At 57.4% G+C, this 17,709-nt stretch carries 15 protein-coding genes and 2 pseudogenes; 6 read left to right on the top strand and 11 right to left on the bottom strand.

The window, feature by feature from the left end; translation table 11 throughout:
- Positions 1-117: 117 nt before the first annotated feature.
- The 3 genes from AC1ME2_RS26770 (at position 118) to AC1ME2_RS26760 (ending at position 3,481) form a co-directional block, all read left to right on the top strand.
- A complete protein-coding gene (locus AC1ME2_RS26770) occupies positions 118-1,044 on the top strand; it encodes a LysR family transcriptional regulator (protein WP_480438235.1) in 927 nt (308 codons plus the stop codon).
- Between the two features lie 140 nt (positions 1,045-1,184).
- A complete protein-coding gene (locus tag AC1ME2_RS26765; protein ID WP_480438234.1) occupies positions 1,185-2,153 on the top strand; it encodes an aliphatic sulfonate ABC transporter substrate-binding protein in 969 nt (322 codons plus the stop codon).
- Entirely contained in the window at positions 2,150-3,481 is a 1,332-nt protein-coding gene (locus AC1ME2_RS26760; protein WP_480438233.1) for an LLM class flavin-dependent oxidoreductase, read from the top strand. The genes AC1ME2_RS26765 and AC1ME2_RS26760 overlap by 4 nt, the downstream gene beginning before the upstream one ends.
- A gap of 104 nt (positions 3,482-3,585) precedes the next feature.
- Here AC1ME2_RS26760 and AC1ME2_RS26755 read toward each other — a convergent pair whose 3' ends face one another.
- The 10 genes and pseudogenes from AC1ME2_RS26755 to AC1ME2_RS26710 form a co-directional block, all read right to left on the bottom strand.
- Complete coding sequence (locus tag AC1ME2_RS26755) at positions 3,586-3,939, bottom strand: DUF1428 domain-containing protein (RefSeq protein ID WP_480438232.1); 354 nt, start codon at positions 3,937-3,939, stop codon at positions 3,586-3,588.
- A 267-nt stretch (positions 3,940-4,206) separates the two neighbouring features.
- A pseudogene (locus AC1ME2_RS26750) lies at positions 4,207-4,571 on the bottom strand (hypothetical protein); the annotation flags it as partial.
- A gap of 172 nt (positions 4,572-4,743) precedes the next feature.
- Positions 4,744-5,457, bottom strand: coding sequence for a methyl-accepting chemotaxis protein (locus tag AC1ME2_RS26745; protein ID WP_480442349.1), 714 nt, complete (start codon positions 5,455-5,457; stop codon positions 4,744-4,746).
- 144 nt (positions 5,458-5,601) lie between these two features.
- Positions 5,602-6,687, bottom strand: a pseudogene (locus AC1ME2_RS26740) (methyl-accepting chemotaxis protein); the annotation flags it as partial.
- Positions 6,688-6,882: 195 nt separating this feature from the next.
- Complete coding sequence (locus AC1ME2_RS26735; RefSeq protein ID WP_480438231.1) at positions 6,883-7,797, bottom strand: SphA family protein; 915 nt, start codon at positions 7,795-7,797, stop codon at positions 6,883-6,885.
- Positions 7,798-8,200: 403 nt separating this feature from the next.
- The gene (locus AC1ME2_RS26730; protein ID WP_480438230.1) at positions 8,201-9,313 is read right to left on the bottom strand and encodes a cupin domain-containing protein; all 1,113 of its coding nucleotides are present in this window, start codon (positions 9,311-9,313) and stop codon (positions 8,201-8,203) included.
- Positions 9,314-9,405: 92 nt separating this feature from the next.
- A complete protein-coding gene (locus AC1ME2_RS26725) occupies positions 9,406-10,605 on the bottom strand; it encodes a 3-hydroxybenzoate 6-monooxygenase (protein ID WP_480438228.1) in 1,200 nt (399 codons plus the stop codon).
- A gap of 64 nt (positions 10,606-10,669) precedes the next feature.
- Positions 10,670-11,308 (bottom strand): maleylacetoacetate isomerase, encoded by a 639-nt coding sequence (maiA, locus tag AC1ME2_RS26720; protein ID WP_480438226.1) that lies wholly within the window; start codon positions 11,306-11,308, stop codon positions 10,670-10,672.
- Positions 11,309-11,329: 21 nt separating this feature from the next.
- Positions 11,330-12,697, bottom strand: a complete 1,368-nt coding sequence (locus tag AC1ME2_RS26715; protein ID WP_480438225.1) for an MFS transporter — start codon at positions 12,695-12,697, stop codon at positions 11,330-11,332.
- An 87-nt stretch (positions 12,698-12,784) separates the two neighbouring features.
- The gene (locus AC1ME2_RS26710; protein WP_480438223.1) at positions 12,785-13,483 is read right to left on the bottom strand and encodes a fumarylacetoacetate hydrolase family protein; all 699 of its coding nucleotides are present in this window, start codon (positions 13,481-13,483) and stop codon (positions 12,785-12,787) included.
- 140 nt (positions 13,484-13,623) lie between these two features.
- On the opposite strand from AC1ME2_RS26710, the gene AC1ME2_RS26705 reads away from it, so the two are divergent.
- Positions 13,624-14,535, top strand: coding sequence for a LysR substrate-binding domain-containing protein (locus AC1ME2_RS26705; RefSeq protein WP_480438222.1), 912 nt, complete (start codon positions 13,624-13,626; stop codon positions 14,533-14,535).
- 142 nt (positions 14,536-14,677) lie between these two features.
- On the opposite strand, the gene AC1ME2_RS26700 is transcribed toward AC1ME2_RS26705, so the two are convergent.
- On the bottom strand, positions 14,678-15,103 hold the full coding sequence (locus tag AC1ME2_RS26700) for a MarR family winged helix-turn-helix transcriptional regulator (protein ID WP_480438221.1): 426 nt from the start codon (positions 15,101-15,103) through the stop codon (positions 14,678-14,680).
- Between the two features lie 210 nt (positions 15,104-15,313).
- Between AC1ME2_RS26700 and AC1ME2_RS26695 the strand changes: the two genes are divergently transcribed.
- Together AC1ME2_RS26695 and AC1ME2_RS26690 are read left to right on the top strand one after the other, a co-directional pair.
- Positions 15,314-16,366 (top strand): cupin domain-containing protein, encoded by a 1,053-nt coding sequence (locus AC1ME2_RS26695; RefSeq protein ID WP_480438219.1) that lies wholly within the window; start codon positions 15,314-15,316, stop codon positions 16,364-16,366.
- Positions 16,367-16,504: 138 nt separating this feature from the next.
- Entirely contained in the window at positions 16,505-17,698 is a 1,194-nt protein-coding gene (locus AC1ME2_RS26690) for a 3-hydroxybenzoate 6-monooxygenase (protein WP_480438217.1), read from the top strand.
- Positions 17,699-17,709: the final 11 nt, after the last annotated feature.

Genomic DNA, 17,709 nt, shown 5'->3' with positions numbered 1-17,709 from the left:
ATGATAGATCAAATCAATAACAGATATAGGTCATATAATCTGGTTAAATAGGTTAATTCGTAACCCCCGAGTAGCCGCTCGCGGGTAGTTGACTCCCAAATAGGCATAGGCATCTGTATGGACTTGTCTCAGATCGATTTGAACCTCCTTGTTTCTTTGGAAATATTGTTGCAGGAACGTAACGTAACCCGCGCCGCACATCGCCTGAATATCAGCCAACCGGCCATGTCAGCACAACTGGGGCGACTGCGGACGGTGTTCGGCGATCCCTTGCTATTAGCCGCTGAAAACGGTCGAGGCATGACCCCTAGCGCCTTGGCATTAACATTGGCTCTGCCGTTGAGCGCCGCACTCAACGGACTGGAAAAAGTCATCAATTTTCAGCCGACATTCGCCCCCTACACAGACACCCGAGAGTTCAGCATCGCCATGGGTGAAGATGCAATGCTCGCAGTTGGCATGAAGCTGGTGGGGCTTCTACAGACGCTCGGCCCGCATAAGCTACGAATAAATATCCAACGACCACGACCAGACCATATCGCGACTCAGCTTGAACGCGGCGAAGTCGATATGCTCATTGATTTAGATCGGATGATACCTGGCAGCATGAAGGCCCGCACGCTGTACGAGGGAGGATTTGTCATGGCTCAACGCCAGGGCCATCCGCGCGGTACCGCTGCTTTGGATTTGGACACCTATTGCAATCTCGAACACTTATCAATGACCGGCGCCTCAGGCACCCCACTCGGCTATATAGACGAATACCTGGCCAATCTGGCGCGTCGGCGTCGGGTGGTCATGACCCTGCCGCAGCTGTCGCTGATCCCCCATCTGCTGCGCAACAGTGACTACGTTTGCACATTGCCAGCCGGACATTATATTCAATTGGGCGATGATTTAGAGCTCTACGAACTGCCTTTCGCGGCCCCCTGCTTCACCCTACAATTGGCTTGGCATCCACGTAATCATTTTGACCCAGCAGTGATCTGGATGCGTGATTTTATTCAACAGGCTGCAAGGCCAGTCCTTTTCGAAACGTTATGAGCCCCCATTCGATACCACTACGAAGCCCATCCCCAAGGCGCCCAGAGCACGAGGTTTATAGTTAGCTCGAATGGTTATTTATAATAGAACTTTAATTCCTTTACTCTCTAATCAAGTTAAATGAAGAGGGGAATCCGTCCATGAACATCCGGTTCGCCTGGTTTCTGCCTGTGCTTGTCAGCAATATCCTGGCCTTTAACGTCGCCTTTGCGAAAGACGAAGTTGTCTATCCAGAGCAGATAAGAATCGGCTATCAGAAGGGCAATAGCCTGGTCGTCTTGAAAAATCGCGGCACACTGGAAAAGGCTCTGGCCTCGCATGGCGTAAGGGTGATCTGGCATGAGTTCGCCTTTGGTCCCCCTCTCGTAGAAGGGATCAACAGTGGCGACATAGACATCGGATTCGTCGGGGCAACACCTCCCGTCATTGCTCAGGCAGGCGCGGCGCCGGATGTTACGTATGTCGGTTACAGCGAACCCTACCGAGACAACTATGCGATCGTTGTTCCCAAGGATTCCAACGCGAAACAAATCGCCGACCTAAAGGGCAAACGAATCGCCGTGGCACGCGGCTCTGCGGGGCAATACTTGCTGATCGCCGCGCTTGAACAAGCGCAGCTTGAACTGACCGACATCGATGAAGCGTATCTGGGCTATAGCGAGGGCCGTGCGGCATTCGAACGAGGCGACGTCGCCGCCTGGGTGGTGCCTGATCCGCGCCTGGCCGACACCGAGTTGAGCAGTGGCGCTCGCGCTATCGTGACCGCACGCACCCTACCTTTTCAGTACAGTTTCTATATAGCCCCACGGTCTTTTTCCAAGCGTTACCCCGAAACCCTGGCAACCGTGCTCCAAGCGTTGGACGCCACCGAACATTACGCGCAGGCCCATATTGCCGAGGTGGCCCAATTGCTCAGCGACGACACCAAAGTACCGGTGCTTGTCTGGGAACGTGCCCTGGCACGGCAGCCCTGGGGCGTGCACTTCCCATTGAGCGACAAGGTCATCGCCGATCAACAACACGTGGCCGACGCTTTTTATCGCAATAAACTGATCCCAAAACAGGTGCATATCGCTGACGCGGTGGTGAATATTGAGGCGAAAAAATGAGCAGGCAATTACATCTGGGGGCGTTTTTGATGGGTGTCGGCCACCACGCCAGCGCCTGGCGCACTGCTGGGGTCGACCCTGCAAATCTGACCAGCCCCGCCTATTACAAAGCGTTGGCGCAGACGGCCGAGCGCGGCAAATTCGATTATGTGTTTTTCGCCGATCGCCTAGCCTTGTCTGACCGTTACGGCAACGACCTGCACACCAGCGTGCGCTATCTCACCAGCCCGCGCCTGGATCCGGTTGCGTTGTTGGGGCTGCTGGCAGGCGCAACTTCACATATCGGTCTGGCGGCCACGGCCTCCACCACGTTCAATAACCCGTTTGCCCTGGCGCGAACCTTCGCCACGCTGGATCATCTGAGCGAAGGTCGGATCGGGTGGAATATCGTCACCTCCACCAATGACGGCGAGGCGTTGAACTTCAGCGGTGATCCGATCCTGGATCACGAAGTTCGCTATCGCCGCGCCCAGGAGTTCGTCGAACTCGCGCTGGGCCTGTGGGATAGCTGGGAAGACGGTGCGTTTATCCATGATAAGGAAAAGGGGGAGTTTGCCAATCCGGATCGAGTGCATTACTTGAATCACAGCGGCGAATTCTTTGACGTGCGCGGACCGCTTAACGTCCCTCGCTCACCGCAAGGTCGTCCGGTGTTGATCCAGGCGGGCTCATCCGACACCGGGCAGGATTTCGCTGCCAGCGTGGCAGACATCATCTTCACCGCCCAGCCTGACTTGGCAAAAGCTCAAGCGTTCTACCGCAGCGTCAATCAGCGCCTGCTGGCCCAGGGAAGGGCAGCCGGAACATTGAAAATCATGCCTGGGGTGATGCCCTTCGTCGGCCGCAGCCGCGAAGAAGCGCAGGAGCGTTTCGCTGAACTGGAAGAAAAGGTTCACCCTCTGGCTGGACTGGCATTGCTATCGGATAGCATGAACCACGACCTGTCGATTTATCCGCTCGACGAACCGTTACCGGACGTCAAGGAAATTCGAGGCAATCAGAGCCGTTTCAAACTGGTTCAGGAAGTCTCCCAACGTGAAGGTCTGACCTTGCGTCAACTGGGCAAACGGTTCGGTGGCAGTCGCTCACATCGGGTACTGGCCGGTACCGCCAGCAGCATCGCCGACGATCTGGAGCAGTGGTTCACCGGTCATGCCTGCGACGGATTCAACATCATGCCGCCCTACCTGCCTGACAGCCTGACTGACTTTGTCGATCAAGTGGTCCCTGAACTTCAGCGCCGGGGCTTCTTCAGGCAGGAGTATCAAGGGAAGACGCTGCGCGAGCACCTGGGTCTGACAAGGCCGTCGAGCCGCTTCAGTCAATAAAAACCTGACGTTAGGAACGATGCCGTCCCAACTGGCAAGCATGAGATTCGTAATCGGAAGCGTTGCAGGATCACGCCGACGTCGGAGTGATCCTGCAGAGACGCTCAGGCTTTCACGATCATCTCAAAACCTCCAAATACCATCCGCTGACCATCGAACGGCATCGGATTGACGTCCTCCTGAATTCGCGGATCGGCCATGAACTTCTGCATGCCGGCGTCGCGGGTTGGCTTGTCAGGCCAGACGATCCAGGAAAACACCACCGTCTCGCCCTCTTGGAGTTTTACCGCCATGGGGAACGAGGTCAGCTTGCCGTCGGGCACATCGTCCCCCCAGCACTCGGCAACACTCAGAGCGCCGTTCTCCTTGAAAATGACTGCAGCGGATTCGGCGTGTTTCTTGAATTTTTCGCGGTTGGCGGTAGGTACAGCAGCGATGAAGCCATCAACATAAGACATGGTCACTCTCCTGCGTGCGTTGCGTTATGGGGGGATCTGCTGGTTAGTCGATCCTGTTGAGATCAAATTGACAGATCACCCCAAGGAACACCGTCCCCGCCGACTAACGGCTCGACACTGCTCGCCACACTGCCTCCTATCTGCCCCACCCTGCACAACGTGCCCGCCATCATTCACGTCAATATTCACCATCGCCCCTCGACAGCGCCGGTACTGTTCTGGTGATAACAGTGCCAGCGCGTCAAAGCGTAAAACGCCCGCAGCTGATTATTCAGCCGAGCAGTTACGCGCCGTGACGCCCTTCTCCTTGGCGTAAGCGGCGGACTTGGATTCGATCAACGGACGTAAGGTCGCGCGGTCCGCCTGCACCCAGTCGGTTTTCAACGGCGATGGCGGCGTTGATCAGGCCAACGTTGTAGTAAACCTTGCCGAAGTAGCTCTTATCCCTAAGGTTGCTCTTGCCGGCATCGAGGATGGACTGCTTCAGACGCTGGTGTATTTCAAAGCCACCGCCACCCGGGAAAGGAGCCAGGGCCTGGTAGCCCTTGGCGGCGGTGCCGACGGGAATCACATCGGCCTCGGAGCCGGCCAAACATCACCGATGTGCGGTCAACCGGGATGCCCAAGCGCGCTCGTAGCATTCGATGACACGGTCGGTGTTCCACTCAGTCTCGCACTCCTGCCAGTTAAAAACTGTTACCTATGTGCTTGAACTGAATTGTTACCTATGTGGGTGAGTCATACCCCTTGCAGTGCTTGCGACATTTTTCGCACGCAACCCAGGGAGTAAAGCTCTATCTTGCCTTAGACCTTGAATCGACTGACCATCAACTGCAGCTCGTTCCCCAGCCGAGCCAGCTCGACAGTCGAAGCTGCCGTTTCCTCGCTGGCGGAAGCTGTTTGATCTGATATGTCGCGCACATTGAGCACGTTGCGGTTGATCTCGTCGGCTGTCGCACTCTGTTGCTCGGCGGCGGCGGCAATTTGCTGGTTCATTGACTGGATGCTCGAGACCGTATGGGTGACGTTTTCCAGTGAGCCGCCAGCCCGGCGGACCAGCTCTACGCTTTTTTCAGTCAGGGTGTGGCTGCTTTCCATGGCTAACGCTACTTGTTGAGTTCTGTCTTGCAGGCTGGTGATCAGTTCTTCGATTTCTTCGGTGGAGCTCTGAGTTCGCTGAGCCAGGCTGCGCACCTCGTCTGCAACTACAGCGAAGCCGCGTCCTGCTTCACCTGCTCGTGCGGCTTCGATGGCAGCGTTAAGGGCGAGTAAATTGGTCTGTTGCGCGACCGACTTGATCACATCGAGCACGCTACCGATTTTGTAGCTTTCATTTTTCAGATGGTTCATGGCCTCTGTAGAACTGCCGACTTCGATAGCCAGGCGCTCGATCTGGGCTATGGCTTCCCCTACGACGCTATTACCTGTGCGAGCTTGCTGATCGGCTACAGTAGCCGCTTTCGAGGCTTCTTCGGCGTTATGTGCCACTTCCTGCACAGTCGCGGCCATTTCGTTCATAGCGATCGCAACTTGATCTGTTTCGATTTTTTGGCTGTTAACGCCGACACGGGTCTGCTCGGTGATCGCAGACAGCTCTACTGCTGCGCTGGCTATTTGGGTTATCCCATCGCTGATCCCCCCGATGAGTCCGCGCAGGCTTTGGGTCATGCTTTGCATACTCAGTTGCAGATGACCGAGTTCGTCACGTCGAGAGGTGATGACGTTCTGGCGCAGGTCGCCGCCCGCAATGCGTTCGGCTGTTTTCAAGGTCATCTGCAGCGGATGAACGATCTGCCCCGTGATGACCCATGCAGCAAGGAGTCCCAAGGCTAGGGCCAGGGCCGAACTAATGGCCAGTAGATCATGGGCACTTTGGGCTTCACTGTCGCGCATGTTGCTTTGATTGTCGGCGAGGTTCTGGCTGATAGTGTCGATTTTCTCACCGAGGCTGGCCATCTGTGCGCTTATCTCAGCGCCAGCATGTACCTGCTCAGCATAACTCTGCAGATTATTGTGGTACTGCTGCACTGCCAGCGTGACTTGCTGCAGGTTCTCTTGTTGTGGCCCGGTAGCATCGGAGCTGATCTTGTTCAGTTCGGTTGCGACGTTATCGACAGCCGCCAAGGCACCTTGCTCTTTGTTTGGGTCATTGCTGTAAATGAAGCTGTACACCTCGGCGCAGGCTTGCTGGATGTTCAGGGCGAGATGACTGATGGCTTGCATACGATGCAGACTCTGCAGCTCATCTTGCCCATCGAGTGCGGGTTTATTGGCAATGCTATCGAGTGCTTTATTTAATTCTTTGGAGACTTGCTCTGCGCCCCGCACCAGTTTGACGCGTTCTGCGTCGCGATCCTCAAGCACGCGGTCAAGGCTGCTAAAGTGGCCCTGATAGTTTTCGAGGAGATGGCCTTGATCATCGATAAGTTGCAGGCTGGCAGGGACGTCCAGCATTTTTCTCACGAGCTGCTGACGTTCCTGGATGTCGTGCAACACTTGCGTGATGGCGGCGCGAGTTTGATTACTGCGCTCCGTTTGATAACGTAGGCGCCTGACACGCAACTCTTTAATCTGAATATTAAGTGCGCTTATAACGCTTATTTTATTGCTGCGCCCGATGACATTACTCGTGCTGCCCCAACCGATCAGTGAGATGAGCAATGTCAGCAACAATACCAGACCGAACCCCAAGGTAAGTTTTACCTTGATGCTGATATTAGCCAGGGCCAGATTAAACCATCTAAACATTATTTTTCCTTCGCGCGCTGAACAACTCAACGCACCGGACAACCCGCTTATCACTGATCACTCTCAGCGCGCGGGGAAATCTGGGTGATCGCGAGCCTATACACCTTAATACCCCCCGCATCGAAAGAGACGGGGGGCATCATTAAGCCGCGACACAACTTGCCAGGTTGCAGCAACGCTGGCACACAGCCAAATTTAAAAGGGTACGGCCAGCTTAAACAAGTAGGCATTGCCTTGCGCACGGTTTAGCACGTCAGTTTCCTGTTGCCATTTCGCCGTCAAAAACCAACCTTTGCTGCTGGCGTATTTGATCGAAGGACCAATGGCAAGTGCGCGTCCTTTGTTGTTTTCGATACGCTCACCGTACTGCCGATCATCCGTAGTCTGCTGATAGACGTAGCCGCCTACCCCCACTACCCAGCCATTACCAAGCCCCCAACCCATAGAGTAGTCCACGTGAAACTCTTGACCTGAGGTGTAATCGGTGGCGGTGTTCTTCGTGTTGAAGTCATACATGATTTTCGCATCGGCATTCAAACCCACAGGGTCGATGTATGAAAACGCCAACACAGGTCGAATGTCCCAGTAATTGCGACCGAGCTTGGCCAAGTCGGTGCGATCATATTCACCGGTCGGAGCAACAACATCGAGGCCGACAATGGAGCGCAGCTTATCAGTCAGGTGGTAGCCCAGCCCAGACCCGAACGTCATATCGCCCAACCCTTTTTGCGTTTGCGACCGACCTTTGAGGTCTACCTTAAGGTCAACTAACGGCATGATCGCATGGAACGCCAAGTTACCGCCCAGTATCTGCTGATCCGTCACCCAGATAAAGCGCGGGGTAATCGCACTGGACTGTAGCCGAAAATCCCCTGGCAGTTTTTCCCCATTGTTGCCGATCCGGGAATCCGCATCGTAATGACTGCCATAAACCATACCGTAAAGCCCTGGCGGCGCCATGGCGCCGACCATATAGTTCTCAGTACCCATTGGATAGCTGGAACCTCCACCTTCAGTCGCCTGTGCATTGACTGAAACGCCTGCCGCCAGCAGGCTCAGACTTGCACAGCACAAAAAACCCTGAGTATTGATCCGTGATGCCATTTTCATTATTTACGCCTTTTTTTTTATAATTGAACGCAGCGCTACAGCCCCCACAAAAAACGGGAAACGACAAAATAGTAACCCGTTATATTTAGGGGAATCTGAAGTAAACATTTGTCATTAAGGGCGGTCCAGCTTCGCCCCTCAAATTCAAAATCTTAGTTAAAACAAAACCTGCACTTTTCTTATGTCACACTGTTTTATTGAGTTGCACTTTTTTCAATGTACTTATTTGAGTCACGCCGCCACCGAACTTATAACTGTTTTCGGTGTTTTTTCATCAAACCCGAACGCGTACTTTCGTGCGGTCATCCTGCCCATTCAGGAAGCGACCGGCGTATCAGGCAATGCAGAACCAAAGACTCGCCAAGGGCTGTCAGTTGAGTGTGCGGCAGCCCGGACGGTCATATCAGCCCAACTGGCCGTTGACCATTGTGCGATCGAAGTTCAGACGTTCCATGATCGGTGCGTCGGAAAAACTGAACAGGTCGAATTGGCTTTCAGCCTGCAGCGACCAGGTTATCCAGGAAGGAACGACGAACAGATCGCCTTTTTCCAGGCTGCGGCTGACACCGTCCAGCACTACGCACCCCTCCCCCTCGAACACCTGAAAGACCCTCGAACCCACTTCCCTGCGTTCGGCCGATATCGCGCCAGCACGCAGACGATGAAATTCGGCGCGTATGGTGGGCATGATGTCGCCCCCAGTGGTCGGGTTCACGAAGCGCACCGCGGCATGACCTTTTTCCAGAACACCGGGGTAGCCTTCGTCCTCGAGCAGTAACTGCTGTGTCAGGGCGCGATCAGTGTGCTCCCAGCGATAGGCGCCAATAGGTGAGCTGGCGGTCTGGGCAAGACCGGACAACGGCCGCAGCCCCGGATGGCACCACAGACGTTCGCCGCGCGAGTATTCCGGCGTGCTGAGGTCAGTCAGTTTCTCCGAGCCGTACTCAAAGAAGCCAACATCGTTTTGATAAGAGAACGGGATGTCCAGACCGTCGATCCAGGCCATCGGTTTGTCGGTAACGTTCTGATGCCCATGAAAGTTCCAACCAGGGGTCAACAACAGATCCCCGCGACTCATCCGCACCGGATCGCCGTTGACCACGGTCCAGACACCTTCACCCTCAATCACGAAGCGGAAGGCATTCTGCGAGTGGCGATGCTCAGGCGCTGTTTCACGCGGCCCCAGGTACTGGATCGCGCACCACAAGGTCGGGGTGATATAGGGGCGGCCGTCGAGGCCCGGGTTGCCCAGGCCAATAGCCCGACGCTCGCCGCCGCGGCCGACCGGGACCAGATCACCGGAGCGCTGTGCCAGCGGATAGAGGTTCGACCACTTCCAGACATGCGGGACGGCACGCGGCATGGGATGCTTGGGCATCAGGTTACCAATCTGCGTCCAGAGCGGCATCATGTGCCCGGACTCGAAGTCGGCATACAACTGGCGCAGTTCGGGTGTGTCGTCCGGGGCCATGGCATTGTGAACGGGTGCTTGTTCAAGCCCTTCATGGTTGGACATGGCGATGTATCCTTCTTCTAATGGACTGGCGATACGCGGGGCCTTACCAAGGTAACAGGCCCCGCTTTCGTTAAGCTGAGTCTATGACCGGATCAGTGCTTCATGCAGTTGTCGAGGCTCCAGCCGTATAACCACTGCATGGCATCGTAGAACTGCTCCTGCGTACGCCCTTCCCACAGCTGGTTGCGCACCTGACGCTCGACGCCCTTGGCGTGGTAGAGGCGCCCCATTTCCCGGGCCGACCAGAGAATGCGGGCGGTGCGTGGGATACGGATGGTTTCGTACAGGCGGAAAGCAGCTTGCAGGTCAAAGTTGCATTGCTTGACGGCCTGCCCCAGTACCACTGCGTCCTCCAGTGCACTGCAGGCGCCTTGGGCCAGGTATTGGGTCATGGGATGCGCAGCGTCGCCGAGGATGGTCACGCGACCTTCGCCCCAGCTTTCAACCGGGTCGCGGTCAGCCGTGGCCCATCGCCGCCAGGAGGTCGGACGGTCAAGCATTTGCCGTGGACGCGGGTGAATACCCTCGAAGTAGCTCAGCACTTCCTCTTTGCTGCCTTCGGTAACGCCCCACTCTTCCTGTTCCTTGCTGTGGAAGGTGACGACCAGATTGTATTGCTTGCCACCGCGCAGCGGGTAATGCACCAGATGGCAACGCGGGCCTGCCCAGAGCATCGGCGCGTTGACGCGCAAGTCCTCAGGCATGTCCTTTTCCTCGATCACCGCGCGGTACACCACGTGCCCGGTCACGCGTGGGGGCTCGCCATGCAGCGCATCGCGAACCACCGAGCGCACACCATCGCAGCCGATCACGGCATCGGCGCGGTAGGTAGTGCCGTTACTGTCGGTCAGCGTGACGCCATCGGCGTCCTGCTCAAGGTTTTTAATGCAGACCGATGTTTTGAACTGAATCAGCGGGTTGTTTTGCACCACTTCGAGAATCGACTGATGAATGTCGACACGGTGGATGACGCCATAGGGGTTGCCGAAGCGTTTGCGGAAAGCTTCGCCAACATCAATGCGAGCAACTTCGTGGGCATCGACTGCATCCATCATGATCAGATGATCAGTGAACACCGACCGGCTCCGTGCGGCTTCACCCGCTCCCAGAGCGTCGAGCGCAGCATAGGCATTCGGGCCAAGCTGGATGCCGGCACCGATCTCGCCAATATGGTCCGCCTGCTCCAGAAGCAGTACCGCGATACCCTGCTGGGTCAATGCTTGGGCAGCGGCGAGGCCGCCGATGCCTCCACCGACGACGATAATCGACTGTTTTTTATCTTGTGCAGTCATGATTTTAGTCTCCAATATGTTGCTGGGCAGGCTTCTTGAATGGGCAGTGAAGCCTGCCGATAAGTTATGCAATGAAATCGGGCTGCCGTGCAGGTGCAGCCGCCAGAAAGGCAGGCAGCTCCAGGCAATGGCGATACACCGTCATAACCCGCGGGTAAGTGGAAAGGTCGCATCCCATGCGTTCGGCATTGGCCACTTGCGGTATCAGGCAGCAATCGGCCAGGCCAGGCTCGTCACCTATACAGAAGTTGCCGCTGCCATGGCGTTGCAGCAGCGCTTCGACGGCGCCCAGGCCTTCGGCCACCCAATGTTTGTACCAGACAGTCTTTTGATCAGGGGTGACTGCCAATACCTTCTGCAAGTAATTGAGCACCCGTACGTTGTTGATTGGATGGATATCGCAGCCGATCAGGTTAGCGATTTCCAGCGCGCGGGCACGCTGCAGGGCGTCGGCCGGGATCAGGCGCGGGCCGGGATACTGGCTGTCGAGGTAGTCGATGATCGCCAGGGACTGGGTCAACACTGCGCCATCCGCATCGAGTACCGGTACGCCGCCTATCGGGTTGAGCTCACGATGCTCGGGACCGTACTGCTGGCCGACCCGCAAGTTGATGCCCTGGTAGTCGTAGGGCAGCTCCTTCAAGGCAAGTGCAATACGCACCCGGTAAGAGGTGGAGCTATTGAAGAAACTGTAAAGCTTCATAGTGGCAGTACCTATGGCGGTTCAATGAACGGCGATTAAAGTCTGCTGCAGCAAGCGGCTGTAGCGTAGGCCCATCAGGAAAATCGCGGCGCTGGCCAGCACGGCGGGCACCATTAGGAAGGTGAATATGCCGCTAAAGCCCATGCCCATGCCTAGCATCCAGCCACCGCCGAGGGTGCCGAGGACAGCGCCGATGCGGCCGACACCATGGGCCCAACTGACCCCGGTGGCACGCATGGTGGTCGGGTAGAAGCCAGCAGCCAGCGCATTAGCCCCAACCTGCGAACCACTGATGCAAAAGCCCATGCCGAATACCCCGAGAACCAACAGGGTGTACTGATCATGGAAGAGACCGATCGACATCAGGCAGACAGCGCCTGCGATGTAGGCGCAGACCAACACCCGGAATGGGTTGAAGCGATCCATGGCCCCGCCCAGGACAATAGCGCCCACGGTGCCGCCGACCTGAAACATGGCGCTGATCAGCGCCGCCTGGCTGAGCTGCAGGCCGGTATCCTTGATCAGGATCGGCAGCCAACTGGTCATCATGTAGATGATCAGCAGGCTCATGAAGAATGAACTCCACAGCAGCAGGGTTCCCATGCGATGGCTACCGCTCAGAATCTGGCGGATCGGCGATTGGCTGCTGTTGGATTCACCGACACCGTCGTGAATGTTGTAACTAAGGTCGCTTGCCAGCGGTTGCGCTGAAATGCGTTGCAAAATGGCACTGATCCGCAGCGCAGGCACCGAGCGTTGCACCAGGAATCGCACCGACTCAGGCAACAATACAAACAGAAATGGCAGATACAACAGCGGCAACAGGCCGCCAAGAAACAGCACGCTGCGCCAACCGAATGCAGGAACCATCTGAGCCGCTACCACCCCCCCGAGCGCTGACCCCAGGGTGAAGCCGCAGAACATGGTGGTGACCATCAACGAGCGACGGCGCTGAGGGCAGTACTCGGAGGTCAGGGTGATTGCATTGGGCATGGCGCCACCCAATCCGAGACCGGTGAGGAATCGCATCGCGGTCAGGCTGAAGACATCCTGCGATGCACAGGCGGCCAGGCTCCAGACCCCGAAGAACAAAACGGAAAGCAGTAAAATACTTTTGCGGCCGAAACGGTCGGCCAACGGGCCAGCAATGAAAGCACCCAGCATCAGGCCGAGCAAAGAAGCGCCCAGTACAGGGTTGAGTTGCCCAGGAGTCAGACCCCACTCGTCGCGCAAGGCCGGGGCGATGAAGCCGACGGAGGCAGTATCCAGTCCGTCAATAGCCGTAACAAGAAAACACAGACCAATAATCAGCCACTGAAACAGGCTGACCGGCCGACTATCGATGAAATCCTGTACATCCACACTTTTATTTTTATCAGTGGAAGACATAAGCGAATCCTCCGGGCCAGCGTAATGCGGGCCACGTATTGGCACTTCAATCCGGGGCCGGCGGCGTGGAGCCGGCCCCGGAACGTGTTAAACGACGTCGACCTGGATCTCGCCCAAGCCTTCTACGCCACCGGTCATGCGCTCGCCGACCACCACCGGGCCCACACCTTCTGGTGTACCGGTCATGATCAAGTCGCCAGGCTGCAGTTCGAAGAAGCGCGAGAGATAGCTAATGGTTTCCGGTACAGACCAGATCAGCTTGTCGATATCGCTGCGTTGCTTGTCAGTGCCATTAACCTGCAGCCATAGACCCGCCTTGCTCGGGTGGCCAATCTTGCTGGCCGGGTGCAATGGACCGATCGGAGCCGAGGCATCGAACGCCTTGCCGATTTCCCATGGGCGGCCCATTTCACGCATTTTCATCTGCAGGTCGCGACGGGTCATGTCCAGGCCCACGGCGTAGCCATAGACATAGTCAGTGGCCTGCTCCAGCGGAATATCGCGACCGGCCTTGCCAATGGCCACGACGAGCTCGATTTCGTAGTGGTAATTGCTGGTTTCTGCCGGGTAAGGCAGTTCCAGAGGCTGGTAATAGCCCACCGAAACCACGGCATCGGCAGGCTTGCAAAAGAAGAATGGCGGCTCGCGGTCTGGGTCAAAGCCCATTTCGCGAGCGTGAGCAGCGTAATTGCGGCCAACGCAATACACGCGGCGCACCGGAAATTTTTGCTCACTGCCAACGACCGCCAGGGTCACGGGGGCTTGTGGCTCGAATACGTAGCTCATAAGAAGCTCCTGGAAAAATGAGTTGGGATCGGTTGCGCTGCATGCGTGCCGCCGTCGTTAGCCTTATTAAAAGCCTGCAAGCCCTATGTGAATAATGATATTTTCAGATGAAGCCATACTAAATTTCGTATGAGAACACTATGACCTGGACCACCCGCCTGCGCCTCAGGCACCTACAACTGCTGATCCGCCTTGCCGAAACCGGCAGCATCAGCGACGCCGCTCGGACCGCCCATACCACCCAGCCAGGGCTGTCGAAATGGCTCAAGGATCTGGAAGAGGATGCAGGCGCCACGCTGTTCGAGCGCCACGCCCGCGGCTTGCGGCCAACCGCTCAGGGTGAACTGCTGATCAACCATGTGCGGCGCATACTGAGCGAAATGGAACGGGCGCAGAGCAACATGGACGCGCTCAAGGAAGGTAACGCCCCCAGTATCTCTATTGGTACGTCACCGGCCTCGGCGCCCAGCCTGGTACCCGATGCCATCGGTTACTTCCTGGCCATGCACCCGCGGGCGCATGTCTCCCTGCAAGAGAACACCATGAACGTATTGCTCGAACGGCTGGAGCTGGGTCAGCTGGACATGGTGATCGGGCGCCTCGACAACTACCGGCCCCGCTCAACGCTGCACAGCCAGATGCTGTTTCGCGAACCTATGCAGGTCATCGCCCGCATTGGGCATCCGCTGGCGATGCGCTCGCACCTCGACTGGAGCGACCTGTCTGCGTTCGACTGGATACTCTGGCCCGAGGGCACGCCCATCCGCCAACGCCTGGACACCGCCCTAAGCAATGCCGGACTCAAGCCCCTGCCAAGCCGGATCGAGTCGTCATCCCTAATGGCCAACCTGAGACTGCTGCAAACCAGTGACATGCTCTCCGTGGCCTCCGGCCGGGTCGCAGAGCATTTCACCCGCAGCGGACTGATCAGCACCCTCGACTTCGAAATGGAGGCCGAAGGTTACATCGGCATTTGCTGGCGCGATGAACCCTACGTTGACAGCACAGTCCTGGATTTTCGCGAATGCCTGATTAAGGCCTCTCACCCGTAGGGTCAAGCTTCAGCCAGACAGCTTGGCAAGCAGACAAGTCGCCTTGGCGCAGAGCTACGCTCGGCAACCCCGGGACAGACTCCAAATATCGCCGAACGGAAGGGGCCAGCCCTCAAAGCCAGCCCCACCATCACGCCGGCAATCATCCTTCTGCATTCGCCCTGACCCGGCACAACAAGCGTCGCAGAAACTCGATCTCGTCCTCGCTGAAGCCCACCAGGGCCCTCCTCTCAATCTCCAGCGCTTGCGGCAGGAGTTCGTCTGTCAAGGCACAACCCGCGTCAGTCAGCTCGACATAAGTAGCCCTCTTGTCCGCCTCCGACGCTATGCGACGGGTCAGCTTTCGCTGTTCCAGGACACCGAGCTGGCGTACCAGCGTTGGCGGCTCCTGGCCGGCGATTCGCGCCAGCTCGCCAACACGCAGTTGCTTGTGATGCGCCAGGGCGGCCAGGACTCGCCACTGCGGCAAGGTCAGACCGCTGGGCACGAGTCGGTGTTCGAAGGTGCGAAACACCGCAAGGTGTGCCTGGTGCAGCAGATAGGGTATGTAGCGTTCTTGATCCAGCAAAGTACTTCCTCTTGGAACAATTTTATTCGCGATATTTGTCTAAAATAACGACAAAGTGCTAATTTTATTGATTCTGATCAACATTAACCCGATTGACGTAATTCCATATGGAACAAATACTGGGCCCAGGTTAAAAGCCTGTAAAGCAGGCTGGCAAGGTAAGGATGCCCTGCTCCAATCAAACAAGACAATCGAACTGAGAGGCCACACATGAGCGGGATGAATCTAGGCACTATTGAAGATCTGCCGAAGGACTATTACAAACAGCTAATGGCGAACAACACCTTGCCGCTATGGCCTTCGTTGCGGTCTGTATTGCCCTTTGGCAAGCCTGCCCGCCGCACCCAGCCGGTGATGTGGCGCTACGCCGATGTGCGCCCCGACCTGCTGCGTGCTGGCGAACTCACACCCATCGAGAAAGCCGAGCGCCGTGTGCTGGTGCTCTGCAATCCGGGCCTGGGTCTGGAAAATATGCAGGCGACGGCCTCCATCTATATCGGCCTGCAGCTGATACAGCCGGGTGAAACCGCGCCCAACCACAAACACTCGCCGTCTGCCGTGCGCTTCGTTATCGAAGGCAATGGCGGTTTCACCGTGGTCAATGGTGAAAAACTGCCGATGGAAAAAGGCGACCTGATCCTGACTCCGCCCGGCCTGTGGCACGAGCACGGCCATGAAGGTGAAGGCCCGGTGATCTGGCTTGATGCGCTGGATCTGCCACTGATCTACGGCATGGAAGCGTCCTACTGCATTGATGGCCAAGAGTCGCAGATCATCACCAAGGCGACGGGGGACTGTACCTCGCGCTATCGCCAGGGCGGCCTGCTGCCTTACAGCGCCCTGGATAACAAAGCCAGCAGCTATCCGCTGCTGCGTTTCCCCTGGAAGGAAGTGCGCGAGTCTCTGCAGCAGCTGTCTGCTTTGACCCGCTTGGGCGAATTGGTGCAGTTGGCCTATATCAACCCGCAAACCGGTGCCGAATGCCTGCCGACCTTGGGCTTCTCCGCGATCATGCTGCGTCCGGGTGAGCAGGTACGCATGCCGCGCCGCTCGGCCTCCGGTGTACTGCACGTGGTTGAAGGCGCCGGCCGCGCCGTGGTCGACGGCACCGAGCACCTGTTCAGCCACGCAGACACGCTCGCCGTACCGACCCATTCCGAGGTCACCCTGAGTAATGCTTCGGCCAGCGAACCGGTCTACCTGTTCATGGTCGACGACGCTCCGCTGCACCGCAAACTCGGCATCTACGAAGTCTTCGCCTGACAACCCAAAGCAACATTCTGAAGACAACTGCCGCTTGATGCGGTACCTCCCGAATAACATCCGCTGCCTGCCTATGCAGGCGGCGCGGGTGCTTCAGCAGCGCCCAGTGAATACCCTGCATGGGGTAAGGAAAAAACAATGACTCAGCAACTTCCCGTAATAGTGGTCGGCGGTGGCATCGGCGGTCTGGCAGCTTCGCTGGCGCTGGTGCGTCAGGGTTTCCAGGTTCTGGTGCTGGAGCAGGCAGCCCACATCGGCGAAATCGGTGCAGGTATTCAGCTTGGTCCGAACGCTTTCCATGCCTTCGACGCGCTGGGCGTCGGGGACAAGGCCCGCAGCCGCGCCGTATTCACCGACTACATGGTGATGCACGACGCCATCGACGAATACCAGGTGGGCAAGATCCCCACCGGCGAAGCCTTCCGCAAGCGCTTCGGCAACCCCTACGCCGTGATCCACCGTGTCGACGTGCACCTGTCGCTACTGGAAGGTGCCCAGGAAACCGGTCGAGTCGAGTTCAAGACCGATACCCACATCGAGCGTATCGAAGCGGATGCCAATAGCGTCACCGTCTATGACCAGAATGGCAACGCCTACCATGGCTGCGCGCTGATCGGTGCCGACGGCGTCAGGTCCGTCGTACGCGAGACCTACGTTAACGATCCGCCCCGCGTCACCGGCCACGTCGTTTATCGCTCGGTCATCGACAAGAGCGAATTCCCCGATGAACTGAAATGGAACGCCGCCAGTATCTGGGTTGGCCCCAACTGCCACCTCGTGCACTACCCGCTGCGCGGCGGCGAGCAATACAACATCGTGGTGACTTTCCACAGCCGCCAGCAGGAAGAATGGGGCGTCACCGAGGGCAGCAAGGAAGAAGTCGAAAGCTACTTCCAGGACATCTGCCCCAAGGCGCGCCAACTGATCGAGCTGCCGAAGCAGTGGAAGCGCTGGGCAACCGCCGACCGCGAGCCGATCCCGCAGTGGACCTTCGGCCGCGCCACCCTGCTCGGCGATGCCGCCCACCCGACCACCCAGTACATGGCACAGGGCGCCTGCATGGCACTGGAAGATGCCGTGACCCTCGGCGAAGCCCTGCGCGTCAACAACAACGACTGGGAAAAGGCCCTTGATCTGTACCAGCGCTCGCGAATCACCCGCACCGGCCGCATCGTCCTGTCCGGCCGCGAAATGGGTCGCATCTACCATGCCAAGGGCGTCGAGCGCATGATCCGCAACTCGTTGTGGAAAGACCGCTCCACCGAGCAGTTCTACGATGCGATGGAATGGCTGTATGGCTGGAACGTGAACAACTGCCTGGCGCAGGATTAAACGGCAAGCAG

The sequence above is a fragment of the Pseudomonas sp. ASL9 genome, from assembly GCF_056680335.1.
The sequence above is the reverse complement of the archived record's forward strand: the minus strand, read 5'-3'. Positions and strand labels throughout refer to the sequence as shown.